The sequence below is a fragment of the Mesorhizobium sp. RSR565B genome, assembly GCF_054719465.1.
The window spans coordinates 1,972,042-1,995,625 of the sequence record NZ_JBTTIE010000001.1 but is presented as its reverse complement, the minus strand read 5'-3'; the positions used below and the strand labels follow the sequence as shown (position 1 = coordinate 1,995,625).

The window sequence follows — 23,584 nt, the reverse complement described above, 5'->3', positions numbered from 1 at the left end:
TCTGCTCTCCGGGGCGTATGAGGAAGCGACTGGTTTCGGGTAATCCGTAGCAGTCTGTCGCCCGCAAGTGAACGATGTCTGCCTCAGCGATTTCAACGCCGGCTCTCGATGATCTCAATGAAGCGGGCGAACAGCCCGGCCTGGGATTTGACGCCGAGTTTGCGATGGATGTTGCGGCGGTGAACCTTCACCGTTCCCGGTACGATGCGCATGGCTCTCGCGATCGACTCGGTGGAATGCCCCTGCAGCACCAGATCGACGACATGCTTTTCGCGCGGGGTCAGCGACAGGCTTTCCCAAATGTGGGCGCGGTCGAACTCGTTGACGGCGGCGATCGTCTCGCCCTGCTCCGCTTCGTCCTGCTCCTCGGCCGAAAGTGCGGGCCAGCGCAACCGGGCGAAGTTGATGACCGCCGGCGCCATGTCGCGCAGCAGCCTGGCATCGGCGGTGCCGAAGGGACCCGAGGCGTGCAATCGCATCAGCGACAGCACCAGCGCATCCTTGCCGGGCAGCGGCACGAAGAAGCCGACCTCCTCGGCCAGCCTTGTCTGGCTATAGTAGGTGCGAAAATACTCGCTGGCATAGAAGCGGTCGGGCGCCAGCTCGCGCATGCGCCAGAACCCCTCCTTGCGCTCCACCGCCGCGTGATGAAATGGGTCGAGCAGATAAGGTCCTTCCTGATAGAGCGTGACGAAGACATGGCTCTCGGCCGGCGAGAAGGTTTCGAACAGCAGCGGCGGTCGCGATGCGCCGCGATAGCCGAAGATAACGCAGTGGTCGAAGCTGACATGCTGGCTCAGCCAATCGACCATTGCCTGGCCGAACATTTCGCCGCTGGTCTCTCGCGTTGCCGCGACAAGGGCTGCGAGCCGGCTGTATTCGTCGCTGCGGGACGCACTCAACCTATACCCCCTCAAACGAGAAAATAGATCAGATATACCACCTGCGAGGTATATACTAGCCGCCATCGGCTCTGGTAGCGTCCTGAAATAGCCCTGTTGCTGGAGCCAGCACTTTGACCGCAGTGCCCGACATCGAGTTTCGCGGCGTCACCAAGCGCTATGGCGCCGTGACCGCTGTCAGCGGCATCGATCTGGCTGTGCCGCCCTCCGCCTTTGTCGCCCTTCTCGGACCGTCCGGCTGCGGCAAGACCACATGCCTGCGCATGATCGGCGGCTTCGAGCAGCCGAGCGAAGGCCAGGTGTTCATCCGCGGCCAAGACATGGCCGGCACACCGCCCTATCGCCGCCCGGTCAACATGGTGTTCCAGCAATATGCGCTGTTTCCGCACCTCGATGTCGAAGCCAATGTATCCTACGGGCTGCGCCAGGCACGGCCACGCCTGTCGTCGCAGGAAATCGGCCGTCGCGCCGGCGAGGCGCTCGAAATGGTGCGGCTCGCCGGCTATGGCGGCCGCAAGATCCACGAACTGTCCGGCGGCCAGCAGCAGCGCGTCGCGCTGGCGCGCGCACTGGTCAACAAGCCGGCCGTGCTGTTGCTCGACGAGCCGCTGGCGGCCCTCGACAAGAAACTGCGCACCGACATGCAGATCGAGTTGCAGAACCTGCAGCGCGAGATCGGCATCACCTTCGTGCTGGTCACCCACGACCAGGAGGAGGCGCTGTCGATGAGCGACTTCGTCTGCGTCATGAACGGCGGCCGCATCGTACAGCTCGGGCAACCAAGCGAGATCTATGACGAGCCGGCCGACCTGTTCGTCGCCGACTTCGTCGGCAAGACCAATCTGTTGAGCGGCAAGGTTGCCGGGCATACAGGCGATCTTGTCAATGTGGCGCTGGCGGACGGAACCGTCATTGCCGCGCGCAAACGAACCGCCTTGCAGCAGGGCGAGACCGTTTCTGTCAGCCTGCGTCCTGAATCGCTAAGCCTCGGCGCCACCAAAGGCAGCCCTTTCAAGGGCATCGTACGCAACCGGATCTTCTTGGGCTCAACGGCGGAATACGCCATCGAGGTGCAGGGCATCGGAACGCTGCTGGCCAAGGCCGACCATGTGATCGGCCATGGCAACCTCTTCAAGCCGGGTGAACCCGTCGCCATCGGCTTTGCCTCCGGGACGCCGCTGGCGTTTCCGGAGACCAAGAACAACGGGACCAACCAGAGGGTAGCAAAAAATGTCGAAATCATATCGTGACGGACTGCCGATTAGCCCTGAGAACTTCGTCGACCAGCTGATGCGCCTGAAGCGCGGCTCGATCGGCCGCCGCGACTTCCTCGGCCTCACCGGCCTTGGCATCGCAACCGCGGTGATGGCGCGCGAGCTCGGCATCATGCCGACGCCGGCCTTCGCCGCCGAAAACCTCGGCGACCGCATGTCGATCGCCACCTGGCCGAACTATCACGACCCGCAGACCTTCGAGAATTTCAAGAAGGACACCGGCGTCGCCGTCGAGGTCAACGTGTTCGGCTCCAATGAGGAGATGCTGGCCAAGCTGCAGGCCGGCGCCTCGGGCTGGAGCCTGTTCGTGCCGACCAACTACACGATCTCGACCTACAAGAAGCTCGGCATCATCGATCCGCTCGATATGGCCAAGCTGCCGAATTTCGACGGCTCCCAGGAGGACCCGCGCTTCACCTCGGAAGGCACGATCGACGGCACGACCTACGCGGTGCCGAAGAACTGGGGCACCACGGGCTTTGCCGTCAACACCAAGAAGCTGGCCAAGCCGATGACGAGCTGGAAGGAATTCTGGGACGTCGCCATGGCTGAGGGCGATGGCCGCACCATGGTGCATGACTACCAGCTGACCACCATCGGCAACGCGCTGAAATATTACGGCTATTCCTTCAACTCGCTGAAGCAGGACGAACTCGCCAAGGCCGAGGAACTGCTGCTCAAGGTCAAGCCGCATCTGTTCGCGGTCTCTTCGGACTACCAGCCGGGCATGCGGGCGGGCGACGCCTGGATGACCATGTGCTGGACGAATGATGGCGCACAGCTGCATCGCGATATTCCAGAGATCGCCTATGTGCTGGGCAAGGAGGGCGGCGAAATCTGGACCGATTTCTACGCCATCCCGAAGGACGCGCCGAACAAGCCGGCCGGCTATGCCTTGCTCAATTATCTGATGACCCCGGAGGTTGCTGTGAAGGAGCATCTCGCCAATGGCGCGCCCTCGACCGACGCGCGGGTCAACAAACTGCTGCCCAAGGAAGTGCTCGACAATCCGATCCTTTACCCGGCGGCCGACCTGTTGACACCGCTGGAATTCGGTGCAGCGGCGACGCTGACCGATCCCGGCCGCGCCGAGCTGATGGCGCGCTTCAAGTCGGCCTGATGCCGACCTGACGCAAACGGAAAACCGGCGGGCCTAGGTCCGCCGGCCTCGGGGCGGTTCAATGCACGGCAACAGATTTCGGCACAATTTTCTGACGGCGCTGCTGCTCGCACCGGCCACGGCGTGGCTGGTGGTGTTCCTTGTGCTGCCGTTCATCGCCATTGCCGTGTTCAGCGTCGGCGAGCGGGCGCCGGAGGGCGGCTATCAGGCCGCCTTCACGCTGGCGCAGTATGCCAATCTTCCGGCGCGGGCGACTGCTTTCTGGAACACGATGATGCTGGCGCCGGTGGGCGCGCTTGCCTGTCTGCTCGTCGCCTACCCGGTTGCCTACTACCTCGCCCTGAAGGCGCCGCAACGCTGGCGACTGATCCTGCTTGCGCTCGTCGTCATTCCCTTTTGGACCAGCCTTTTGATGCGCACCTATGCCTGGATGTACATTCTGGGCGGACGCGGCATTCCCGCACTGCTGGCCTTTGTCGGCATCGAGGATGTCAGGTTGATCAACACGCCGGGCGCCGTGCTGCTCGGTATCGTCTATGGCTATTTGCCCCTCATGATCCTGCCGATCTATGTCAGTCTCGAGCGGCTCGACCGAAGGCTGCTGGAAGCCTCCGCCGATCTCGGCGCGACCCCGCTCTCAACCTTTCTGGGAGTGACGCTGAAGCTGTCGCTGCCGGGCGTGATGACCGGCTTCTCGCTGGTCATGATCCTGCTGCTCGGAGAATACCTGATCCCGACGCTGCTTGGCGGCGGCAAGGTGTTCTTCATCGGCAATGCGCTGGTCGACCTGTTCCTGCAGTCGCGCAACTGGCCGTTCGGATCGGCCATCGCCATCACGCTGGTGGCGGTTTCGGTGGTGGTGCTGATCGCGGCAAACCGCATTTCGACACGGGTGTCGGGCGCCCGCAGGGTGGATCTGATCTGATGCGCGCCTTCGTCACAGCCGTCTTCGCCTTCCTCTATCTGCCGATCGCGCTGGTCGTGCTGTTTTCCTTCAACGCCGGCCGCCATGCCAGCGAGTTCACCGGCTTTTCGGTGCAGTGGTACGGCACGGCGCTGTCGAACCCGTTCCTGGTCGAGGCGTTGAAGAACAGCCTGTTCATCGCCACCACCAGCGCCCTTCTGGCGGCGGTGTGCGGCACGGCGGCGGCACTCGGCCTGGCGCGGGTCGGGCTCAGAACCCGCGCCGTCTTCGACGCGCTGATGGGTGCCGCGATCGTCGTTCCCGGCGTCGTCATCGGCATCTCGACGCTTGTCGCGCTGGTCCAGCTGTTTGGCGTGCTCAACCCGTTCCTCGCCTCGATCTGGCCAAACGACCAGCCGCCGCGCCTGTCGCTCGGCTATGGATCGATCATCGCCGCCCACGGCCTGTTTTCGATGGCGTTGGTGACGATAATCGTCGGCACGCGTCTCGCCAGCCTCGACCGCAACCTGGTCGAGGCCTCGAGCGATCTCTACGCCACGCCGCTGACGACGTTTCGCTCGATCGTGCTGCCGCAGATCATGCCGGCTGTGGTCGCCGGTTTCCTGCTCGCCTTCACCTTCTCCTTCGACGATTTCATCGTCGCCTTCTTCGTCGCCGGCGCGCAGACGACGCTGCCGATCTATGTCTTCGCCTCGATCCGGCGCGGCGTGACGCCGGAAATCAACGCCATCGCCACCATCGTGCTCGTCGCCTCGGTTCTTCTGGTGGTGCTTGCCCAATGGCAGCTGCGCCAGCGCCAGCCGTCAAACTGAACAAGCCATCCAGCTGAAAGACAAATTCATGATCCTTAGAGACCGCATCGCCGTGGTGACGGGCGCCGGTTCCGGCATCGGCCGCGCCGGCGCCATGATCATGGCCAGCGAAGGCGCTGTGGTGGTCATCGCCGACCGGGATAAGACCAGCGGCGAGACGACAGCGGCGGACATCCGGGCAGTGGGCGGGCAGGCCGAGGCGATTGTCACCGACGTCTCTGACGACGCCGCGGTCGAGAAGCTCATCACAGGCACTCTCGGCAAGTATGGCCGCATCGACATTCTGCACAATCACGCCGGCATCCAGGTCGGCGGCACGCTGACCGAGGTCGAGGTCGATGGTATGGATGCGTCATGGCGCATCAATGTACGGGCGCAGTTTCTGGCCGCGCGGCTGGTCATGCCGGCAATGGTCGCGCAAGGCGGCGGCGTCATCCTCAACACGGCTTCGAATTCGGGCGTCTTCTACGACCGCGAGATGATCGCCTATGCCACGTCCAAACATGCCGTGGTGGCGATGACCAGGCAGATGTCGCTCGACTATGCCCGGCACAATGTGCGCGTCAACGCGCTCTGCCCCGGCTGGGTCGACACCCCCTTCAACGAACCGTTCATCGCCCAGATGGGCGGCCGCGAGGCGATCGAGACCTATGTCCGCACCAAGATCCCGATGGGGCGCTGGGCGAGCGCCGAAGAGATCGCCGAAGCGATCCTGTTCCTCGTCTCGGACCGCTCATCCTTCATGACCGGCCAGGCGCTGGTGATCGACGGCGGCGAAAGCATCGGTTGATCCAAAGGCAGCCGGATAGGAGGGTTCCCGCCTCTGGCTCAATCGCCGGCTGCCCGTCCTCCCTTGCCTTCATGCCGCATTTCGTCCAATAGAACGACGCAAACGCTGCGAAACCGAAGGTTTTGCCGTTTGGAAGTGCGGCTTCCGGCCTCGTTGCCGACGCGCCGCAATCGGAAAGAGCAGGACAATGTCTGCGATCGAAGCCGGCGCTCGTGCGCCGGAAAATCTTTGGCGTCAGGAAATCAGGGCGACGCTGGCGCTGGCCTGGCCGATGGTGCTCACCAATCTCGGCCAGACCGCGATGACCGCCACCGACGTCATGATGATGGGGCGTCTGGGCGCGGACACGCTGGCCAGCGGCGCGCTCGGCGCCAACCTCTATTTCATGCCGCTGATCTTCGGCCTCGGCCTGATGCTGGCGACCTCGCCGATGATCGCCACCGAGCTTGGCCGCCGCCGCTATTCGGTGCGCGATTTGCGCCGTACCGTGCGCCAGGGCCTGTGGCTGGCGATCCTGATCTCGATCCCGATCTGGATCGTGCTGTGGCATGGCGAGGCCATTCTGCTGGCCATGGGCCAGGAGCCGGCGCTCGCCCACCAGGCCGGCATCTATCTGCGCTGGCTGGAATGGGCGGTGCTGCCTTTCTACGGCTATATCGTGCTGCGTTCCTTCATCTCGGCGCTGGAGCGGCCGGGCTGGGCGCTGATCATCGTCTTCGTCGCCGTCGCCTGCAACGCCTTCTTCAACTGGGTGTTCATGTTCGGCAATCTCGGCGTCACCTCGATGGGCATTGCCGGTTCGGGGCTGGCGACGACGCTGTCGAGCACGCTGATGTTCTGCGGCCTGGCAGCCGTGGTGATGCTGGAGAAGAAGTTCCGCCGCTACCGCCTGTTCGGCCGCTTTTGGCGCTCCGACTGGCCGCGTTTCAAGGGTCTGCTGCGGCTCGGCATGCCGATCGCCGGCATCCTCGCCTTCGAGGTGACGATCTTCAACGCGGCAGCCCTGCTGATGGGCCTGATCGATGCGGATTCGCTGGCCGCGCACGCCATCGCCATCCAGATCGCCTCGATCTCCTTCATGGTGCCGCTCGGCCTCAACCAGGCCGTCACCGTGCGCGTCGGGCTGGCCCATGGCGCAGGCAATCCGGCAGGCGTTTCGCGCGCCGGCTGGACCGCCTTCGTCATCGGCGTCTCGTCCATGGCGCTGATGGCGCTGGTGATGGTGCTGTGGCCGCATCTGTTGATCAGCGCCTTCATCGACATGGCCGCTCCGGCCAATGCCAGGATGATCGCGCTGGCCGTGTCGTTCCTGGCCTTTGCCGCGCTGTTCCAGATCTTTGACGGCGCGCAGGCCGTTGCCGCCGGCATGCTGCGCGGCCTGCACGACACCAAGGTGCCGATGATCTATGCCGCCATCGGCTATTGGGGCATCGGCCTGCCGCTCGGCGTGCTGCTCGCCTTCCATTTCGGCCTGCACGGCGTGGGCATCTGGATCGGCCTGGCGTCAGGTCTGGCCGTGGTGGCGGTGCTGCTCCTGGCGCGCTGGCTGCGGCGGGATCGGATAGCGCCACCGCTTGTCTTCAGCCATTAATGGCGCACCAAGCGGTCCGCCAGCTGCCCGAAGCAGTCACTGCAGAGCAGATGTCTGGTGTCGCCTTTTGGACCGGAAGCGGCCGAACGCTTCGGGCGTGGGATCTTCAAAAGCGGACTCTCAGTTCGACGCGAGCATCGTTGCGAGTGAACGATCCCAGAACTCTCGCTGCTTTTCAGAACCGGGTAGAACGCTCTGCCGGTTGGGGCGACTTCAAGCCGTGGCAAGAGCATTCCGGATTGGCCGGAAGTCGCGCCGCGGTCTCCAGCGCAACCCGCGAGGCTGTCATAGAGAGGCTCGGCAGCACGTGCTCCTGCAGCAATTTCTGGCGCTCGCGGTCCATATAGTCGTTGAAGCCGGCCGTGACGAACGCCAGGGGCACGAAACAGGCGCCGATCTCGCGCGATAAGGTGGCCTCAGGGGCGATCGAATGGTTGAGCACGTCCGCTCCCATGTTTCGATACGCCAGAGCTTCGGCGGGAGTTGTCAGTCGCGGCCCGTAGCAGTGGGCAGCCACCAACTGCTGCTCGATGCCATGGACGCGGCATTCGGCTGGCCAATGGCGCCGGGCGGTCTCGGCCAACAACGCCGCACATCTTGGACATACGATCTGCTTGCCCGAGCAGTCGAAGCTCTGGCGGCCAGGCAGAAGTGAAAACGGGGTCTGCGACAGTTCGATGATATCGGCGTTTACGACTATGTCGCCGGGCTGGATCGCCTTGTTGACGGCGCCAACGGTCGAGCAGGCCAGCACTTGCCTTACACCCGCTTTCATCAAGACCCAGAACGCGCGGCGATGACAGGAATGGTCGATATGGTCTCGGGGATTGCCGTGCGAATACATGCACAGGGCACGTTTCGTTTTGCCCTCGACGGTAATAGATGCATCGAATTCGAGCAGTTTCCAATTGTCGCTGGGACCGAAAGGGGTTTCGAAACTCATGTCTCGTTGCAAGGTGCGGACGCCATCGACTTCGACATCTTCCGGAAAGGCGAGACCCCAATTCGCCGAGCCGGTGATGATCGCCAACCCCACCTGGGGTATGTCCGTTGAATGATCCGCCAGATCGTCGGCTGCATGATGATTGTTGGGCATGTTTCCAATCTCGGTCAGGATTTTTGGCGAAGGGTCACGACGAGGACAACGACCACGACGATGACGGTCCACAAGGTCGAAATCGCCGCAATGGTCGGGTCGATCTGATCGCGCAGGGACAGGAACATGAGCTTCGGCAGCGTGCTGTTTTGACCACTCGCGACGAAAATCGAAATGACGGATTCATCGAGCGAGGTCAGGAAGGCCATCAGCGTGGCCGACAACAGACTTATCCGAAGTTGGGGGACAATTATTCCGCCAATGGCTCTTGCCCAGTTTGCGCCCAGGCTGCGCGCCGCCTGAACCTGGTTCCAGTCAAAGCGGGCCAAGGCGGGCACCAACACAATGCAGGCGACCGGAATGGCCAGCACCACATGTCCGACCAGGACACCGAACAGCGTTCCGACCAGACGTTGGGCCGCCAGAACAAAGAAGAGACCAATCGCGAGCAGGATTCCCGGCACGATAGAAGGGGTTAGCAGAATACCCTGAATGGCAATGGCGGCCTTTCCGCCGAGCCGATTTATCGAAATGCAGGCCAGCAGCCCCAGGGGCACTGCGATCATCGCCGTCAATGTGCCAAGGATCAGGCTCGTCCTGAGTGCGGCCATCCATGCCGCCGAACCGAAGAAAGCCTCGTACCAGCGCAACGAGTATGCGCGCGGCGGGAACTCCAAAAGATTGGACGCCGAAAAAGAGAGCGGCACGACGACGAGCGTCGGCAGCATCAGGAACGCCATAACGACCGCGCAAAAGCTCCACAGGAGGATGCGGGCCAGCCTGCTATCTGGATAGGCTTCAAGCATGGGCTGTGCCGATGCTGCGTCCGGCAATCAGCCGCCGCGCAGCCAGGAACATCACCCCCACCAACGCCATTAGTACGAGGAGCAGGATGCCCAGGACGCTCGCCGAGCCCCAATCCTGGAAGGTCGATAGCGTGCGCTCGATCCGGGTGGAAAGAGGGTTTACCTTGCCGCCGCCAAGCACCGCGGGCGTGATGAAGAACCCTATGGTGTAAATGAAGACGATGATCGAACCCGAGAAGATGCCGCCGGCCGAAAGCGGCAGAATGACCGTGCGGATCGTTTGTCCGAGCGTGGCGCCCATGCTCGCCGACGCGCGAACGAGGTTTGCATCGATATCGCGCATCGCCGCATAAACGGGCAGCAGGAAGAGCGGCAGCATGTAGTGAACCATGCCGATGAGCGTTCCCGTTAAGTTGTAGACCAGCGGCAAGGGCTCAGCTGTCAGGCCTGAACCGGTCAAAGCCGCGTTGATCAGGCCATCGCGTCGCAACAGAACGAGCCAGCCATAGGTGCGCACCAGAATGGAGGTCCACAACGGCAGCATAACGAAGGCCATCAGCAAATTGGCCACCCTTGGTCTGGTGCTGGCCAGGGCGAGCGCCAAGGGGGTACCGAGTAGAATGCAGATCGCCAGCGTGCCCACGGACAGCTCAAGGGTGGTGACGAGTGCCGACCATGTCAGTCCGCTCGAAAGCACTTTCTCGTAGTTGCCGACGGTGTATTCACCCGCTGTGGTGAGGAAGGATTGCCGGATAATCCAGACGATGGGCAGGATCGCCGCCAGCCCAACGATCAAAAGCGCGGGCACTGAAAGCGACAGGAAGAACCGCCGCTCGCGTCGTGCGTCTGCCGCGAGCGCAGGATCGGCGATGACGGTCACGCTCCTGCTCCCGGTATCGCGTGAACTTTCGCTGCCGGTGCATATGCGGTCACTCGCTGACCGGTCGCAAGCTCGCCGCAGCCGCTGGCCATCGCCGCCGGAACGCAGACAAGAATCTCTTGCCCGCCGTCAAGCGCCAGCGTCAAAAGCCAGTTCTCGCCGCGAAACGCCTTGGCGCGCAGCGTTCCCTCGAGCGCCACCCCGTCTCGCCCGACGAGCTTCGCATCAAGATGGAAGCTTTCGGCGCGGATCATCAGAGCTTCGCTTGATGCATCGGCGCCGTCTATTCTGCGCACCGCGCCCGGGGCCACAATGTTGGCCTCACCCATGAACCCCGCGACAAAGCGGGTCGATGGATGATCATAAATCCGCTGTGGCGTGTCGATCTGCTGAATACGGCCGGAATTCATCACCGCGACCCGGTCTGACATGATCAGTGCTTCGCGCTGGTCATGCGTCACATAAATCGTGGTGATCCCCAGATCATCGTGCAGACGCCGGATCTCGTACTGCATGGTTTCGCGCAAATTCTTGTCGAGCGCCGACAACGGCTCGTCCATCAGCATCACGCGCGGCTCGAAGACGATCGCCCGCGCCAACGCAACCCGCTGGCGCTGGCCGCCGGACAATGCGGCAATGTTGCGCTCCGCCAAACCTTCGAGCTTCACGCGGTCCAAAGTGTCGAGCGCCCGCTGGCGGGCCTCGGCTTTCGGTACCTTGCGCAGCACCAGCGGATACTCAACATTTGCCAGAACGTTCATGTGGGGAAACAGGGCGTAGTTCTGGAAGACTATGCCGATGTTGCGCCTGTTCGGGGCCAGGCGGGTAATGTCGCGATCGCCCAACAAGAGTTTACCTCGATCGGGCCGGACAAAGCCGGCCAGAGCCATGAGCAGCGTGGTCTTGCCCGATCCCGATGGCCCCAGCAGCGTGAGGAATTCGCCAGCCCGAATGTCGAGCGAGACATCGTCCAGCGCGACGTAAGATCCATAGGTCTTGCGCACGCTGTCGATGGTGATCGGGAGCGACTTCATCATGTGCTCAAGCCTTAGAGCTGAGACTCAGCGGGCCATCATCTCATCGAAGGCTTTTTGGGCAGCCTCGCCATTCCTGACCCACCATTCTGAATTCGAAAACACCGAAGTGCCGGCATTTTCAGGCGCGGTCGCCAGCGTCTTGAGACGGTCCTCGGGGATAAGGCCACCCTCATAGCCAGCAGGATTGACTGGGCCATAGGCTATGAAGTCGGTCAGCTTCGCCACGCGCGCGGGCTGTGTCATCGCTGCGATGAGCTTCATAGCTGCTTCCTTGTTCGGCGCCCCTTTCGGCACCGCAAGACAGTCGGTGCCAATGACGGAACCCTTGAACGTGTAGTCGGCCGCGCCGCCATCTGCTTTTACGGTTTGGGCCCGCCCGTTCCAGGTAACGACCAAATCCGCCTCACCATCTTTCAGCAACTGCGCCGACTGCGCTCCCGAGGTCCACCAAACGGCGACATTCGGCTTGAGTGCTTCGAGCCGCTTGATAGCGCGATCCAGACCCTCTGGCGTGCTGAGAACGGGATAGACGTCCGCCGGTGCTACGCCATCGGAGAGCAGCGCGATCTCGATCGAGTCCTGGGCATTGGCACGCAGCGCACGACGGCCGGGGAATTTGGCAACGTCCCAGAACTCCGCCCATGTCTTCGGCGGGTTTTCGCCATAGGTCTTGGTGTTCCACGACAAGACGGTGCCATAGGAGTCGAATGGATAGCAGTAGTCGGACTTTGCGCCGTCCGGCACGGCCTTTGGGTCGATGATCGTGTAGTCGAGCGGCTCCAGCAGCGACTGTGCGGCGGCCTGCGCGCCCTCCGGTGAGCCCAGGTGAATGACGTCGGTTGTGACCGCGCCCGAGGTAACCTGCATCTTCAGGGCGGCCAAGCCGTCGCTGAGGGTCTCCTCGCCGACATCATAGCCAAGCTCTTTTGCAGCGGGGCCCCACATGGCTTCCTTCATGGCGTTGCCATAATCGCCGCCCGCGGTCGTGATGGTGACTGATTGGGCATAGACCGGCACGGCGGCCGAGAATGCGAATGCCGCCAAGGAAATGCGTAACCAAGACATAGGTTCTCCTCCCTAGAATTTGTTGAGACGCGCTAAAAATGGCCAATTTTTGCCAATCGTAACGTTACGATTGCATTCAATTGCAGGAGAGTCAAGCTGCTTTAGCGAGAGCTTGGATTGACCGTGAGGTGGAATTCGGTCACGTAGTGGAAGTCAGCAAATCAGCCGGCGCTTTCGCAAATGAGGTCGGGCGACATGACCAACCTGAAACAGATCGCGGCGGAACTTTCCCTTTCGGTGACCACGGTATCCCGCGCGCTGAAGGATGGGCCGGAGGTTCATCCCGCCACCATCGCTCGCGTCAAGGAAGTGGCGCAGCGGGTCGGCTATGTGCCAAATCATCATGGCTTCGCGCTCAAAACTGGCCGCACGCTGACGATGACAGCAATCTACCCGATGGAAACACAAGATCATCTGTCCGATCTGTTGAAGCTTCCGTTAATCGAAGGCATGACGCTGGCGGCGCGGCAAGCGGGTTATAGTCTATCCATCTACTCCACCACGCCCGATGATGACCCCATCGAGAGTGTGCAGCGACAGCTTCAGGCGGGCAGCACAGACGGACTGATTATCACGCGCATGGTCTCGGGTGATCCACGCGTTAAGCTATTGCTGGATAGAGGCATGCCATTCGTCGCGTTTGGAAGAACTGACCTGGATACAGCATATCCTTATGTCGACATCGACAATGAACAGATTGCCTACGAGGCGACCCGGCGGCTCGTGGACAAGGGCTGCCGACGCATTGCGCTGCAACTTCTCGTTCCGGGCGACCAGGCGAGTGCCATGCGTCTTTCCGGGTATGGAAGGGCAATGGCCGAGGCTGGTATTCCGATCGACCAGTCGCTGATCGGTCATGGAATGTTCACCATGGAATCGAGCGCAGCCTGGTTCGATCGCATGCTGGCCTGGTCAGATCCGCCGACGGGCTTGGCTTGCGCCAACGAACTGGGCCTTTTGGGGGCACTACACGCTCTTGGCAGAAGAGGTCTCGCGCCAGGGAGTGACATCCACATTGTCACTCGGGACAGCACGCGGCTGTCACGTTTCTTGCCTGCGAAGATCGGCGTTCATTTCGTGGACATAGCGGGTGTCGGACGCAAACTTGTCGAAGTCCTGGAGAGCCGGATCGTCAATCCCCTCGGGCCGGTGGAGACGGTCTTGTTCAAAGGTGAGTTCGACCCTGGCGAATAGTCGGGCGAAGAAGTCAGTTGTCCGCTTTCGAGGAGCACTTAGGTTCACCCCTGAGTCCGAGATGAGGCGCGAAGCTGCCGCCTGCGCGAGTGCATAGGGTGCACTCAACACCTTCATGGCATTGGTGGTCTGAGCAGCGATCGAGGGGTGCTGTACTGGTGCTGTTACTTAGAATGATTGCGCTCAGCTCCCGTCGGACGACATCGCGCCGAGCAATCTGCGAATATCGCCGAACCTGGCGATCGAGCCGAACACCAGTGCCGCCACCGCGACGAAGAACACCGACACCGAAGCCATGGTCGGCGTGTAGCCATAGCGCAGCGCGTTGAAGATCTTGATGGGCAGCGTCTCGGTGGTGAAGCCGATCGTCATGTAGGCGACGATGTATTCGTTGAGCGACAAGACGAAGGCGAAGGCGTAGCCCGAGACGAGGTAGGGCAGGATCAACGGCAGCACCACGGTTTTCAGCACTGTGCGGTCATCGGCGCCCATGGTCGCCGCGGCCTCGACCAGCGAGCGGTCGATCGAGGCAAAGCCGAGCGACAGCGTCACCAGCGGCAGCGTCACGAAGAAGATGGCGTGGCTGATTATGGCGGTGAAGAACTGGCCGAACAGCCCGACCGTCGCCCAGAAGGAGAGGAAGCCGAGCGCGGTGATGACCGGCGGCAGGATGAAGGGCGCGAGGCCCAGCACCTGAAAAATGTTCGCCCATGGCGCGATGCGCCGCCACAGGAACCAAGCCAGCGGCAGCGCGACCGCCACGGCAATGGCCGCCGAGCAGACGGCCAGCGTCACCGAATGGATCAGCGCCAGCCGCCATTCCGGATCGGTGAAGATCTGGGCGTACCAGGCGAGCGAGAAACCGACCGGCGGGAAGGAGAGCTCCTGGCGCGAATTGACCGACACGCCGGCGACGACGATCAGCGGCGCCGCCAGGAACAGCGCGACGATGGTGAAATAGACACGGCGCAGCAAGGTCGCGGTCATAGGGCGTTCTCCCTTCGTCCGACGAGCAGTGTCAATCCGACCAGCGCCAGCGAGATCAGCACCAGGAACACCGCCATTGCGGCCGCGAACGGCATGTTGGACTGGTAGATCGCCTGGTCGGTGATCAACACCGACAGCGTCCAGTGTTGAGGCCGTCCCAGAATCTGCGGCAGCAGATAGGAGCCGAGGGCGAACACGAAGACCATGATCAGCGTCGCCACGATGGTGTTGCGGAGCGCCGGCGCGACGACGTTGAAGAAGGCGCGGATCGGCGAGGCGCCGAGCGTGCGCGCTGCCTCGAGCAATGTCGGGTCGAGGCGCACGAGGGCGGGGTACAGCACCAGGATCGTATAGGGCAGCGCCTGGTAGACCATGCCGGTCAGCACCGCGCCAAAGGTCGGCAGCAGCGCCACCGGCTTGTCCATCAGCCCGATCGCCACGAACAAATTGGTGATGCCGGCGGTGCGCGAAAACAGCGTCGACCAGGCAAAGCCGATGATGACCTCAGACAGCGATAGCACCGATAACAGACCGACCAGCCACAGCGTCTGCACGCGGCGCGGCCGACGGGTCAAAAGGTAGGTGAAGGGGAAGGCGATGGCGACGCAGCAGACGGCGACCAGCACCGCCAGCATCAGCGAAAAGCCGAGCACGCCGCCGAAGAACACCGACAGGAAGCGGGCGTAATTGTCGAACACGAAGTCCGGCGTGTAGAAACCGGACGGGTTGCGTTTGAAGAAGCTGACCGCGATCATCGTCGAGAACGGCACGACGAAGAAGACGACCAGCATCAGCGCCGGAAAGAACAGCGGCGTGTAGTCGGCTATCGACTTCGGGGGTTCGCGTCTCATGCGCCGAGCACCACGCAGCTTGCCGGTGGCAATGTTACGCCGACCTTGGCGCCGACCGGCACGTCATGCCGCTCGCGCGGCGTCGTTACCGCAATGATGCTGGTACCGCCGACGTCGACGAAGGTCTCGATGGTGCCGCCGAGATCGCGAACGAAACTCACCTCGCCGGTAATGGCCGAGCCGCCGGGGCTGCCCAGATGCACGTCCTCCGGGCGGACCGAAACAGACGCTTTGGTCTGACCCGCCGGCATGGCAAGACCTGGAATGGCTGTGCCCAGAATGGTGGTACGCCCGGTGCTGTCGATCTCGGCCGGCAGCAGATTGGTGATGCCGATGAAGTCGGCGACGAAGGCGTCGGCCGGCTTGCGGTAGATCTCGATCGGCGGCGCCGCCTGCAGGATTCTGCCGTGGCCCATGACGACGACCAGGTCGGCCATGGTCATGGCTTCGCGCTGGTCGTGGGTGACGACGATGGTGGTGATGCCCAACCGCTGCTGCAACTGGCGCAGTTCCACCTGCATGGCCTCGCGCAGTTTGGCGTCGAGCGCCGACAGCGGCTCGTCGAGCAGGAACAGTTTCGGCGACAGCGCCAAGGCCCGTGCAATTGCCACGCGCTGGCGCTGACCGCCCGACAGTTTGGCCACCGGGCGGTCGGCAAAGCCGGTCAGATGGATGAGGCCCAGCAACTCGTCGACGCGCTTCTTCTGCTCCTCCTTCGAGGCGCCGCGAATGCGCAGCGCATAGGCGATGTTGTCGCCAACAGAGAGATGCGGAAACAGGGCCAGCGACTGGAACACCATGCCGAGATTGCGCTTGTGCGTCGGCAAAGGCGTGATGTCCTCGCCGTCGAGCACGATGGCGCCGCTGGTCGGCTCCTCCAGTCCGGCAATCATGCGCAGCAGCGTGGTCTTGCCGCAGCCCGATGGGCCGAGCAGACACACGAACGTGCCATGCGGCACGTTGAGCTGGACATTGTCGACGGCGGCGAAGTTGCCGAATTTTTTGGTGACGGCGTTGATATCTAGTCCGGACATGCTCATCCCTCTCAGGCTGTGCGCTGGAGCAATTCCAGGAAATGGCCGCCGGAGGAAATCCGGCGGCCGATCAGTTTTCAAGCGGAACGGGCGGCTCAGCCGACGATCAGCTCGGTCCACTTCTGGTTGATCCAGTCGGCCTTCGACGTATAGAGGTCGTAGCGCGGGATGATCGGATCGATATCCGACGACACGGCTGCGAACTCTTCCGGCTTGAGGTCGAGCACCTCTTTCTTCAGCGTCGGCGTGGTTCCGACCTTGCGCGACATCAGGCCCTGCATCGACGGCTGGCTCATATAGTCGATGAAGGCATGCGCCTCGTCGACCTTGGTCGAGGCGCGCGACAGCACCCAATTGCCGGAGTCCTGGATGCCGCCTTCCTTCGGGAAGGTCGAGCGGACATGGAAGCCGTCGGCGACCGCGAGGCCGGTGACGTCGTGATAATACTGGCCCATCGGGATCTCGCCCGACTTCAGCGCCTGCTCGAACTGCGCCTCGTCGCGATACCACAGCCGGACATTCGGCTTGAGCTCGGCGAGCTTTTCGAACGCCTTGTTCAGTCCGTCCTCGGTGTCGAGCGCATTGGTGCCGCTCATGAAGGTCTTGGCTGTCACTTCGAGCAGGAACGAGTTCGAGGCAAGTGCCAGAAGGCCAAGCTTGTCCTCATTGGCCTTGTCCCACAGAGTCTCCCATGAGGTCGGCGCATCCTTGTAGACGTCGGTGTTGGAGACCAGCGTGATCCACCAGGCGACGGCGCCGATGCCGGCGACCCGGCCATCCGGATATTTGTTGACGAAGCGCGGCAAGAGGTCGTTGTAGTGCTTGAACTTCGACGTATCGAGCGGCGTCCACAATTCGGTCGACTGGCCCTTCAGCGTCGAGGTCTGCGACATCATCGAAAGGTCGGCCGGCGCCTGGCCGGCCTTGGACGCTTGTTCGAGCTGCACCAGCCAGGCTTCGCCGGTCGGCTCGGCGACCGATTCCACTGCAATGCCGGTGGCCTTGGTGAAATCGGGGAAGACGTGCTCGTCGAAGGATTTCTTGAAATAGCCGCCATAGACGCCGACCTTCAGCGACTTGTCCTGCGCGCGCAGGATCGACGGCATGGCGAGCACGCCGGCTGTAGCGAGGCCCGCACCAAGCACGCCGCGCCGTGTCAGGGATTTTCCAATCAGTCTGTTCATCTGGTTTCTCCTCAGTTGATGCCGTTCTATTCCGGCAGGTTCCCTTCACGCACTGTCGCCGCCTGGCGTCAGTGGGCCGCCGCTCGTTGTTCGAGCGTACGGGCGTATTGCGTCAGTGGAAAGCACATGACGAAGAAGATCAGCGCCACCAGCCCGTAGACCTTGAACGGTTCGAAGGTGGCGTTGTTGATGGCGTTGGAGGTTCTGACCAACTCCTCGAAGCCGATGATCGAGGTCAGCGCCGTCGATTTGATCAACTGCACCAGGAAGCCGACGATCGGCGCCCTTGTGATCGAGAACGCCTGCGGCAGGATGATCAGCCTGAGCTCCTGCAGGCGGTGCAGACCGAGGCTGGCGCCGGCATCCCACTGTCCGCGCGGCAGCGCATCGACGCCGCTGCGCCAGATCTCGGCCAGATAGGCGCTGGCGAAGAAGGTCAGGCCGAGCACTGCTGCCGTCCATGGCTCGATGCGCAGGCCGAGCATCGGCAGGCCGAAGAACATCAGGAACAGCTGCATCAACAGCGGCGTTCCCTGGAACAGGGCGATGTAGCCCGAAGCGACCCGCTGGCTCCATTTATTCTCTGCGATCCTGAAGAACAGCACGATCAGCCCGACCAGCGCCCCGCCGACGAAGGCGGCCAGCGACAACAGCACCGTCCAGCGGGCGGCGAGCAGCAGATTGCGAACGATGTCCCAGAAGGTGAATTCGATCATGTGACTCCTGCCCCCAACACGCGGCGCCCGCCTGTGACCAGCAGCCGGCGCAAGGCCATGGACAGGACGAGGTAGACCAGGGTCACGACGAAATAGGTTTCGAAGGACCGGAAGGTGCGGGCTTGCAGCATGTCGGCCTCATAGGTCAGCTCGCGCACGGCGATCTGCGACACCACGGCCGATTCCAGCATCATGATGACGATCTGGCTGGTCAGCGCCGGGTAGATCACCTTGAGCGCCTGCGGCAGCACGATCTTGACAAACACCTGGCGTGGCCGAAGCCCGAGTGCCAAGGCGGCTTCCGTCTGTCCGCCGGGCACGGCATCGAGACCGGCGCCGACGATTTCAATTGTGTAGGCCGCCATGTTGAGCGTCATTGCCAGCATGGCGGCGAGGATCGGATCGAGCCTTATGCCGAGGCTGGGCAGGCCGAAGAAGATGAAGAACAGCTGCACCAGGAACGGCGTGTTGCGCATCACCTCGACATAGATCGCGATGGCGCGCTTCACGAATACCGGGCCGTTGCGCCGGCCGGCAGCGCCCAGGATGCTGAGCAGCGTGCCCACGAGCGTGGTCACGACGATCAACAGGATCGTCGTGGCCGCGCCGCGCGCGATGTCGCCCACAGCGCCTGGGAGCCAGGCAAAGGCCACGAGAACTCAATCCTTGAGGTTGTCGGGATTGAGCGGCGTCTTCAGCCAGGCCTTCGAGCTCTCATCGAGCTTGCCGTCGGCCAGCATCTTGGCAACCGCATCATTGACCGCCGTCTTCAGCCGGTCCTCTTTCTTGTTGAGGCCGATATGCGAAGGCGAGGTCAGAAGCTGGAACTTCTGCTCCGGCTTCAGCGCGTCCTGCTTGGCCAGCACCTGGGCGCCGACATCATTGCCGACCACCATCAGCTGGGTCTGGCCCGAGATGAAGGCCTGGATGACGGAATTGTAGTTGTCGAAGCGCTTGATGTCGGCCGATGCCGGCGCCGCTTCGGTCAGCGACGTATCCTCCAGCGTGCCGCGATTGACGGCGATCGACTTGTCGGCGAGATCTTCCTTGCCTTTGATCGAAAGCGCTGCCGGACCGATGACGGCGATGTAATAGGGCGCATAGGCGGCGGCGAAATCGATGACCTCCTCGCGCTCCTTGGAATAGCCGACGCTCATCAGGATATCGACGCGCTTGTCGGTGAGATACGGGATGCGGTTCTGGCCGGTGACGCTGACCAGATTGAGCTTCACCTTAAGTGAATCGGCGATCGCCTGCGCGACGTCGACGTCGTAACCCTTGATGCTCATATCGGCGCTGGCCGAGGAGAAGGGCGGAAAGTCGGAGAAGATGCCGACATTGATGGCGCCGGCCTTGGTGATGTCGTCGACGGCATCGGCATTGGCCTGGGAGGCGAAGCCGAGGCCGGCGAGCATCAGCGCAGCGGCGATAGTTGATTTCATATGGATTGTCATTGGTATTCCCCTTCTGGAAGCTTGTTTGTTTTGGAAACGGCCGCCGGCTCCAGCGCGGCGGCCGCCTTTGCATGTGAAATCCGTCAGGCCCCCTTGCCGGTGATCGCCGGGCTGAACACCATCAGGCTCAGGATCTCGAACAGGACCTGGGCGCCGACATGGGCGGTGTTGGTGGTCGCGTCATATTGCGGCGCCACCTCGACGACATCGCCGCCGACAATGTTGAGGCCTTTCAAGCCGCGCAGCAGTTCGAGCACCTCGCGCGTCGTCAGGCCGCCTATTTCCGGCGTGCCGGTACCCGGCGCGAAGGCCGGATCGACACTGTCGACGTCGAAGGAAATGTAGGTCGGGCCGTCGCCGACTATTCTGCGCGCCTTCTCGATGATGGCCGGAATGCCGAGACCCGTCACCTCTTCGGCATGCACGACCGTCATGCCGGATTCATAGGTGAACTCCCACAGATACTCCGCCGAGCCGCGGATGCCGATCTGGATGGTGCGGGTGGGGTCGAGCACGCCGTCCAGCACCGCGTTGCGGAACGGTCCGCCATGATGGAACTTGGTCATGTCGAACAGCCCGCTTGTGTCGCAATGAGCGTCGATGTGGATCATGCCGACCGGCGCCTTCTTGCCGACCGCCTTCAGGATCGGATGGCTGATCGAGTGGTCGCCTCCGACCGAGAGCGGCAGCACGCCGGCATCGACGATCTGGTTGGTGCGGCGCTCGATATCCTCGTGGCTGATCTCCAGCCGGTAACGGCTGCGGAACGGCGTATCGCCGATGTCGGCGACGCGAAGCTCATGCGTCGGCGCGCATTCCAGCACATGATTGTAGGGGCCTATGCGCTCGATGGCGCGCAGCGCCCTTGGCCCGAAGCGCGAGCCGGGCCGGTTGGTGACGCCGAGATCCATCGGCACGCCGATGATCGCCACCTGCAAATCGCCGAAATCCGGATTGTCGGCAGCGATTTCACGGTAGGGCGCGGCGAGGAAGGTCGGGATGCCGGCATAGGGCGCGAGTCGGGTGCCGCTCTTGGAGAAGATCTTGTCGGCGACCTTGCGGAACTTCGGGTCGAACATCTCGCCGCCATGGCTCTCGCCATATTTGCGGCGCAGCGCGTCGAGCTTGCCTCTGTCATAACCCATGTCGGTCTCCTCCTGCCGGGCTGGTGCATGCGGCAGCGTCTGCAAACTGACCATCATCCGGCCGGGTCGCTGTCCCGCTGGCTGCCTGTAGATTTCACGTCATTAATGCTGTTGACCTGCCAAAGTGTCCGGCAGCCGCATTGAAAAATCAATTGATATTGTTACGGTGCTGATTGTGAGAAAATCTCACAGAGTATCCGGTTGCTCATGGCCAAGCGTCTGCCCCCCTTGAATCCCTTGCGCGCCTTCGAGGCGACGGCGCGGCATGCCTCGCTGACCAAGGCGGCGAGTGAGCTCAACGTCACCCACGGCGCGATCAGCCACCAGATCAAGGCGCTCGAGCAATCACTCGGCGTAAAACTGTTCGAACGCACCGGACAGCGGGTAAAGCTCACCCCGCACGGCGCCGAATTGCTGCCGGCGGTCTCGACCGCCTTCGACGGCATCGCCGCCGCCACCCAGCGCATGACCAGGCCAGCCAGCGCCGGTACACTGTCGGTGTCCTGCGTGCCGGCGCTGCTGCTTCTATGGATGACGCCGCGGCTCGGCAGCTTCATGGCGCAATACCCCGACATCAGGCTGACGCTGATCCCGTCCAACGACCCCAAGGACATCCGCGCCCCACAGGTCGATGTCTGCGTGCTCTATGGCGACGGCAGCTGGACCGATTGCTGGATGCGCAAATGGTCGGGCCTCGAACTGTTCCCGGTGGTCAGTCCGACGCTGATCAACAACCGGCCGCTCCGCATCTGCCGGGATCTTGCTGGCCATGTCATCCTGCATGGCGATGATGGCCGCGAATGGCACACCTGGCTGGCCGCCGCCGATGGGCTCGACCTCGAACGTGGCCGCCGCCACCATCTCGGCGACGCCCGTACGGCGATCGAAGCCGCGGTGCACGGACATGGCGTGGCGCTCGGTGATTCCGTCACCGCCAGCATGCTGCTCGCCAGGGGCCTGCTGGTGGCGCCGTTCAGCCTGTCGGTGCCGGCAGTCGACGATTTCTACGTCGTCTGCCGCAACGAGATGCGTTCGGCGCCGATCGTGCAATTGTTCGTCGACTGGCTGTTTGCCGAAAAGGAACAGGCCGACAGCCGGGCCGACGCGCCGGTGGCCGGCCGCATCGGCAGCCGCCGGAAGCGTCCGGCGCTGCGGGTGGTGGGCGCCAAGAGTTGAGGCTGGACCGGAGCGACTGCTTTTTGTCGGGCCAGCCCGGAAAGCGGGAAGCGCTTTCAAAAATTCAATGCTAATAAGCTCTTGCCCGGCAATTCCAGGAAAACTGTGCGGCGGTTTCCCGTCCGGAATTGCGTAAGAAGACGTGAGCAGCGAAGGCGACGGCAGGACATGGCAAGAACCGATATAGCGCGGCGCGTCTACAACCACACCTGGAAGCTGGACCCGATCGTCCGCAGCCTGCTCGACACCGATTTCTACAAGCTTCTGATGCTGCAGATGATCTGGGGCATGTACCCCAAGGTCGACGCCACCTTTTCGCTGATCAACCGCACCACCTCGGTGCGCCTGGCCGACGACATCGACGAAGGCGAATTGCGCGACCAGCTCGACCATGCCCGCACGCTGCGCTTCTCCAAAAAGGAGATGATCTGGCTTGGCGGTAACAATTTCTATGGCCGCAAGCAGATCTTCGAGCCGGAATTCCTCGCCTGGCTGGAAGGTTTTCGGCTGCCCGACTACGAGCTCTCCAAGCGCGACGGGCAGTACGAGCTCTCCTTCAGTGGCCCCTGGATGTACACTACGCTGTGGGAAATCCCGGCGCTGGCGATCATCAATGAGCTTCGCTCCCGCGCCGCCATGCGCGCCTTCGGTCCCTTCGCGCTTGACGTGCTCTATGCACGCGCCAAGGGGAAGATGTGGGCCAAGACCGAACGCTTGAAGGCGCTGCCCGGCATCCGCATCTCCGATTTCGGCACCCGCCGCCGCCATTCCTTCCTGTGGCAGCGCTGGTGCGTCGAGGCGCTCAAAGAAGGTATTGGCGAAGCCTTCACCGGCACCTCCAACGTGCTGCTGGCCATGGACAACGACCTCGAAGCGCTCGGCACCAACGCGCATGAACTGCCGATGGTTTTTGCCGCCCTTGCCAAGTCGGAAAAGGAATTGAAGGAATCGCCCTACAAGGTGCTGCAGGACTGGCAGCGTTATTATGGCGGCAACCTGCTGATCGTGCTGCCCGACGCTTTCGGCACCGCATCCTTCCTGCGCGACGCGCCGGACTGGGTCGCCGACTGGACCGGCTTCCGCCCCGACAGTGCGCCGCCGATCGAAGGCGGCGAAAAAATCATCGACTGGTGGCGCGAGAAGGGCAAGGACCCCAGGCAGAAGCTGCTGATTTTCTCCGACGGGCTCGAGGTCGAGACCATCGAGGAGACCTACAGGCACTTCAAGGGCAAGGTGCGCATGTCCTTCGGCTGGGGCACCAACCTCACCAACGATTTCGAAGGCTGCGCGCCGACCGAAACCAACAGCCTGGATGCGATATCGCTGGTCTGTAAGGTGACGGAGGCCAATGGCCGGCCGGCGGTGAAGCTGTCGGACAATCCGGCGAAAGCGACGGGCGACAAGAAGGAGATCGAGCGCTATCTCCGGATTTTTGGGGCGAAGGACCGCGTGGAGCAGCTGGTCAAGGTTTGAGGGTCGGCGGGTGCCTTGCTGGACGAAATGGAAATCGCGATAGCGTGAGTTCCCGCCCACCCCCCTCTGTCC

At 62.6% G+C, this 23,584-nt stretch carries 23 protein-coding genes; 9 read left to right on the top strand and 14 right to left on the bottom strand.

What is annotated here, in order from left to right; translation table 11 throughout:
• Window positions 1-92 precede the first annotated feature (92 nt).
• Window positions 93-902: a helix-turn-helix transcriptional regulator gene (locus ACYG9R_RS09515; protein WP_023725984.1), complete on the bottom strand. Its 810-nt coding sequence runs from the start codon at window positions 900-902 to the stop codon at window positions 93-95.
• 113 nt (window positions 903-1,015) lie between these two features.
• On the opposite strand from ACYG9R_RS09515, the gene ACYG9R_RS09510 reads away from it, so the two are divergent.
• The 6 genes from ACYG9R_RS09510 to ACYG9R_RS09485 all read left to right on the top strand — a co-directional run bounded on the left by ACYG9R_RS09510 (window position 1,016) and on the right by ACYG9R_RS09485 (window position 7,414).
• Complete coding sequence (locus ACYG9R_RS09510; RefSeq protein WP_023823950.1) at window positions 1,016-2,152, top strand: ABC transporter ATP-binding protein; 1,137 nt, start codon at window positions 1,016-1,018, stop codon at window positions 2,150-2,152.
• Window positions 2,133-3,296: an ABC transporter substrate-binding protein gene (locus ACYG9R_RS09505; protein ID WP_023683578.1), complete on the top strand. Its 1,164-nt coding sequence runs from the start codon at window positions 2,133-2,135 to the stop codon at window positions 3,294-3,296. The genes ACYG9R_RS09510 and ACYG9R_RS09505 overlap by 20 nt, the downstream gene beginning before the upstream one ends.
• Window positions 3,297-3,357: 61 nt before the next feature.
• Window positions 3,358-4,221, top strand: a complete 864-nt coding sequence (locus tag ACYG9R_RS09500) for an ABC transporter permease (protein WP_023729767.1) — start codon at window positions 3,358-3,360, stop codon at window positions 4,219-4,221.
• On the top strand, window positions 4,221-5,033 hold the full coding sequence (locus ACYG9R_RS09495) for an ABC transporter permease (RefSeq protein WP_023725981.1): 813 nt from the start codon (window positions 4,221-4,223) through the stop codon (window positions 5,031-5,033). The genes ACYG9R_RS09500 and ACYG9R_RS09495 overlap by 1 nt, the downstream gene beginning before the upstream one ends.
• 28 nt (window positions 5,034-5,061) lie before the next feature.
• On the top strand, window positions 5,062-5,823 hold the full coding sequence (locus tag ACYG9R_RS09490) for an SDR family NAD(P)-dependent oxidoreductase (protein ID WP_023823949.1): 762 nt from the start codon (window positions 5,062-5,064) through the stop codon (window positions 5,821-5,823).
• A gap of 187 nt (window positions 5,824-6,010) precedes the next feature.
• Window positions 6,011-7,414 carry an MATE family efflux transporter gene (locus ACYG9R_RS09485; RefSeq protein ID WP_023823948.1) on the top strand — a complete coding sequence of 468 codons (1,404 nt, stop codon included), beginning with the start codon at window positions 6,011-6,013 and terminating at the stop codon, window positions 7,412-7,414.
• Between the two features lie 175 nt (window positions 7,415-7,589).
• Here the strand turns inward: ACYG9R_RS09485 and ACYG9R_RS09480 are convergent, their stop codons facing one another.
• Genes ACYG9R_RS09480 through ACYG9R_RS09460 form a run of 5 tightly spaced genes read right to left on the bottom strand, consistent with a single transcriptional unit; the run spans window position 7,590 to window position 12,298 of the window.
• Window positions 7,590-8,510, bottom strand: a complete 921-nt coding sequence (locus tag ACYG9R_RS09480; protein ID WP_023700447.1) for a phosphorylase family protein — start codon at window positions 8,508-8,510, stop codon at window positions 7,590-7,592.
• Between the two features lie 14 nt (window positions 8,511-8,524).
• The gene (locus tag ACYG9R_RS09475) at window positions 8,525-9,316 is read right to left on the bottom strand and encodes an ABC transporter permease (protein ID WP_023700446.1); all 792 of its coding nucleotides are present in this window, start codon (window positions 9,314-9,316) and stop codon (window positions 8,525-8,527) included.
• Window positions 9,309-10,196, bottom strand: coding sequence for an ABC transporter permease (locus ACYG9R_RS09470; RefSeq protein WP_023703702.1), 888 nt, complete (start codon window positions 10,194-10,196; stop codon window positions 9,309-9,311). The genes ACYG9R_RS09475 and ACYG9R_RS09470 overlap by 8 nt, the downstream gene beginning before the upstream one ends.
• On the bottom strand, window positions 10,193-11,230 hold the full coding sequence (locus ACYG9R_RS09465; RefSeq protein WP_023823947.1) for an ABC transporter ATP-binding protein: 1,038 nt from the start codon (window positions 11,228-11,230) through the stop codon (window positions 10,193-10,195). The genes ACYG9R_RS09470 and ACYG9R_RS09465 overlap by 4 nt, the downstream gene beginning before the upstream one ends.
• Before the next feature lie 27 nt (window positions 11,231-11,257).
• Complete coding sequence (locus ACYG9R_RS09460) at window positions 11,258-12,298, bottom strand: ABC transporter substrate-binding protein (RefSeq protein WP_023815996.1); 1,041 nt, start codon at window positions 12,296-12,298, stop codon at window positions 11,258-11,260.
• Between the two features lie 195 nt (window positions 12,299-12,493).
• Here ACYG9R_RS09460 and ACYG9R_RS09455 point away from each other — a divergent pair, with 195 nt between their 5' ends.
• Window positions 12,494-13,492, top strand: coding sequence for a LacI family DNA-binding transcriptional regulator (locus ACYG9R_RS09455; protein ID WP_023739701.1), 999 nt, complete (start codon window positions 12,494-12,496; stop codon window positions 13,490-13,492).
• 183 nt (window positions 13,493-13,675) lie between these two features.
• Here the strand turns inward: ACYG9R_RS09455 and ACYG9R_RS09450 are convergent, their stop codons facing one another.
• The 8 genes from ACYG9R_RS09450 to speB all read right to left on the bottom strand — a co-directional run bounded on the left by ACYG9R_RS09450 (window position 13,676) and on the right by speB (window position 20,863).
• A complete protein-coding gene (locus ACYG9R_RS09450) occupies window positions 13,676-14,479 on the bottom strand; it encodes an ABC transporter permease (protein ID WP_023671272.1) in 804 nt (267 codons plus the stop codon).
• Window positions 14,476-15,330, bottom strand: a complete 855-nt coding sequence (locus ACYG9R_RS09445) for an ABC transporter permease (RefSeq protein WP_023736905.1) — start codon at window positions 15,328-15,330, stop codon at window positions 14,476-14,478. Before ACYG9R_RS09445 ends, ACYG9R_RS09450 begins: the two co-directional genes overlap by 4 nt.
• Window positions 15,327-16,364, bottom strand: a complete 1,038-nt coding sequence (locus ACYG9R_RS09440) for an ABC transporter ATP-binding protein (RefSeq protein ID WP_023671274.1) — start codon at window positions 16,362-16,364, stop codon at window positions 15,327-15,329. Before ACYG9R_RS09440 ends, ACYG9R_RS09445 begins: the two co-directional genes overlap by 4 nt.
• A 95-nt stretch (window positions 16,365-16,459) precedes the next feature.
• The gene (locus tag ACYG9R_RS09435) at window positions 16,460-17,548 is read right to left on the bottom strand and encodes an ABC transporter substrate-binding protein (protein WP_023823946.1); all 1,089 of its coding nucleotides are present in this window, start codon (window positions 17,546-17,548) and stop codon (window positions 16,460-16,462) included.
• A 68-nt stretch (window positions 17,549-17,616) separates the two neighbouring features.
• Window positions 17,617-18,264: an amino acid ABC transporter permease gene (locus ACYG9R_RS09430; protein WP_023695893.1), complete on the bottom strand. Its 648-nt coding sequence runs from the start codon at window positions 18,262-18,264 to the stop codon at window positions 17,617-17,619.
• The gene (locus ACYG9R_RS09425) at window positions 18,261-18,917 is read right to left on the bottom strand and encodes an amino acid ABC transporter permease (RefSeq protein WP_023823945.1); all 657 of its coding nucleotides are present in this window, start codon (window positions 18,915-18,917) and stop codon (window positions 18,261-18,263) included. Before ACYG9R_RS09425 ends, ACYG9R_RS09430 begins: the two co-directional genes overlap by 4 nt.
• Before the next feature lie 6 nt (window positions 18,918-18,923).
• On the bottom strand, window positions 18,924-19,718 hold the full coding sequence (locus ACYG9R_RS09420) for a transporter substrate-binding domain-containing protein (protein WP_023703697.1): 795 nt from the start codon (window positions 19,716-19,718) through the stop codon (window positions 18,924-18,926).
• Window positions 19,719-19,801: 83 nt separating this feature from the next.
• On the bottom strand, window positions 19,802-20,863 hold the full coding sequence (gene speB / locus ACYG9R_RS09415; protein WP_023736903.1) for an agmatinase: 1,062 nt from the start codon (window positions 20,861-20,863) through the stop codon (window positions 19,802-19,804).
• A gap of 207 nt (window positions 20,864-21,070) precedes the next feature.
• On the opposite strand from speB, the gene gcvA reads away from it, so the two are divergent.
• A complete protein-coding gene (gene gcvA / locus ACYG9R_RS09410) occupies window positions 21,071-22,039 on the top strand; it encodes a transcriptional regulator GcvA (RefSeq protein WP_023671280.1) in 969 nt (322 codons plus the stop codon).
• 168 nt (window positions 22,040-22,207) lie between these two features.
• Entirely contained in the window at window positions 22,208-23,512 is a 1,305-nt protein-coding gene (pncB, locus tag ACYG9R_RS09405) for a nicotinate phosphoribosyltransferase (protein WP_023683568.1), read from the top strand.
• The last annotated feature ends 72 nt before the right edge of the window (window positions 23,513-23,584 follow it).

Coding starts and splice junctions, on each gene's coding strand:
- ACYG9R_RS09485 (WP_023823948.1), top strand. CDS start 6,011: ATGTCTGCGATCGAAGCCGGCGCTCGTGCGCCGGAAAATCTTTGGCGT.
- speB (WP_023736903.1), bottom strand. CDS start 20,863: ATGGGTTATGACAGAGGCAAGCTCGACGCGCTGCGCCGCAAATATGGC.
- ACYG9R_RS09465 (WP_023823947.1), bottom strand. CDS start 11,230: ATGAAGTCGCTCCCGATCACCATCGACAGCGTGCGCAAGACCTATGGA.
- pncB (WP_023683568.1), top strand. CDS start 22,208: ATGGCAAGAACCGATATAGCGCGGCGCGTCTACAACCACACCTGGAAG.
- ACYG9R_RS09435 (WP_023823946.1), bottom strand. CDS start 17,548: ATGAACAGACTGATTGGAAAATCCCTGACACGGCGCGGCGTGCTTGGT.
- ACYG9R_RS09475 (WP_023700446.1), bottom strand. CDS start 9,316: ATGCTTGAAGCCTATCCAGATAGCAGGCTGGCCCGCATCCTCCTGTGG.
- ACYG9R_RS09495 (WP_023725981.1), top strand. CDS start 4,221: ATGCGCGCCTTCGTCACAGCCGTCTTCGCCTTCCTCTATCTGCCGATC.
- ACYG9R_RS09420 (WP_023703697.1), bottom strand. CDS start 19,718: ATGACAATCCATATGAAATCAACTATCGCCGCTGCGCTGATGCTCGCC.
- gcvA (WP_023671280.1), top strand. CDS start 21,071: ATGGCCAAGCGTCTGCCCCCCTTGAATCCCTTGCGCGCCTTCGAGGCG.
- ACYG9R_RS09490 (WP_023823949.1), top strand. CDS start 5,062: ATGATCCTTAGAGACCGCATCGCCGTGGTGACGGGCGCCGGTTCCGGC.
- ACYG9R_RS09450 (WP_023671272.1), bottom strand. CDS start 14,479: ATGACCGCGACCTTGCTGCGCCGTGTCTATTTCACCATCGTCGCGCTG.
- ACYG9R_RS09445 (WP_023736905.1), bottom strand. CDS start 15,330: ATGAGACGCGAACCCCCGAAGTCGATAGCCGACTACACGCCGCTGTTC.
- ACYG9R_RS09430 (WP_023695893.1), bottom strand. CDS start 18,264: ATGATCGAATTCACCTTCTGGGACATCGTTCGCAATCTGCTGCTCGCC.
- ACYG9R_RS09460 (WP_023815996.1), bottom strand. CDS start 12,298: ATGTCTTGGTTACGCATTTCCTTGGCGGCATTCGCATTCTCGGCCGCC.
- ACYG9R_RS09505 (WP_023683578.1), top strand. CDS start 2,133: ATGTCGAAATCATATCGTGACGGACTGCCGATTAGCCCTGAGAACTTC.
- ACYG9R_RS09455 (WP_023739701.1), top strand. CDS start 12,494: ATGACCAACCTGAAACAGATCGCGGCGGAACTTTCCCTTTCGGTGACC.
- ACYG9R_RS09500 (WP_023729767.1), top strand. CDS start 3,358: ATGCACGGCAACAGATTTCGGCACAATTTTCTGACGGCGCTGCTGCTC.
- ACYG9R_RS09480 (WP_023700447.1), bottom strand. CDS start 8,510: ATGCCCAACAATCATCATGCAGCCGACGATCTGGCGGATCATTCAACG.
- ACYG9R_RS09440 (WP_023671274.1), bottom strand. CDS start 16,364: ATGTCCGGACTAGATATCAACGCCGTCACCAAAAAATTCGGCAACTTC.